Origin of the sequence: Neoroseomonas rubea (assembly GCF_016106015.1) — a bacterium.
GTDB lineage: Bacteria > Pseudomonadota > Alphaproteobacteria > Acetobacterales > Acetobacteraceae > Neoroseomonas > Neoroseomonas rubea.
The window spans coordinates 1-1,061 of record NZ_JACADQ010000637.1 but is presented as its reverse complement, the minus strand read 5'-3'; the positions used below and the strand labels follow the sequence as shown (position 1 = coordinate 1,061).

Genomic DNA, 1,061 nt, shown 5'->3' with positions numbered 1-1,061 from the left:
CCGCCCGCGCGCCGCACCGCCTGCGCGAGCAGCGCCGCCACGGGCACCGCGAGCAGCCAGGGCTGCGACACCGCGCCGGCCAGCAGCGCGCCCGCCAGCACGACCTTCGCCGTGCCGCGCGGGTGGAAGAACAGCCGCGCGCGCAGCAGTTCGCGCCGCAGTTCCGGATGCCGCCGCACCAGCTCCGGCAGGATGAAGAGCCGCGTGCCCTCGATCAGCCAGAGGCCGAAGGGCTGGTCCTCGATCTCGTGCAGCACCACGGCCTCGGGCACGAAGCGGCGCGCATGCCCGGCCTTGATCAGTGTCCAGGCGAGGTCGACATCCGCACCCTCCGTCGCGCGGTCGAAGGGATCGCGGAAGGACAGCGTCGCATCGAAGCCGCCCTGGTCGAGGAACAGGTCCCGCCGGTACCAGGCGTTCGCGGTCGGGAAGGTCGGGTGCTCGACCTCCGTCACGAAGGTGATCTTCGAGGTCATGCCCACCGGCTGGCCCGGCTTCGGCACGACCGGCCCGCTGACGAGCGCGACGGCCGGGTCGGCGAAGGCGGCGAGCCCGGCTTCGAGCCAGCCCGGCTCCGGCCGGCAATCGCTGTCGGTGAAGGCGATGATCGGCGCGCGGGCAAGCGCCACGCCGCGGTTGCGCGACGGGGCCGGGCCGCGGTCCTCCGCCATGCGTTCATGCGCCACGGCCAGCCCGAGTTCATCGCGCGCGCGCGCGCAGAGTGCCGCGAGATCGTCGGTGGAGACGTTGTCCACCAGCACCACCTCGAAGCGATGGCGCGGCAGGGTCTGCGCCGCGAGTCCCTCGAAGCAGTCCCACAACATCCGCGCGCGGTTCTTGCACGGGATGACGACGCTCACGTCCGGCACGCTCATCGCAGCCACCCCCGCAGCCAGCGCGGCACCGGGTCGCGATGCGCGTTGAGCACGACGCCGGCGACCGCAACGCCCGCCGCGCGCAGCCTGTCCCGCGCCGCAGCCGCGGCATCGCGCGGCAGGCGCCCCGCGCGATGCCGCGGAGAGCGGAAGAGCACGGGTCGGAGCGCCAGTCGCGCTTGGACC

2 protein-coding genes are annotated in these 1,061 nt (G+C 74.1%); both read right to left on the bottom strand.

Annotation, left to right across the window (positions count from 1 at the left end):
• The coding region (locus HW577_RS25495; protein ID WP_198378878.1) for a glycosyltransferase at window positions 1–875 on the bottom strand (875 nt) is incomplete at its 3' end.
• On the bottom strand, window positions 872–1,061 hold a 190-nt coding region (locus tag HW577_RS25490; protein WP_232475246.1), incomplete at its 5' end, for a hypothetical protein. The genes HW577_RS25495 and HW577_RS25490, both read right to left, overlap by 4 nt.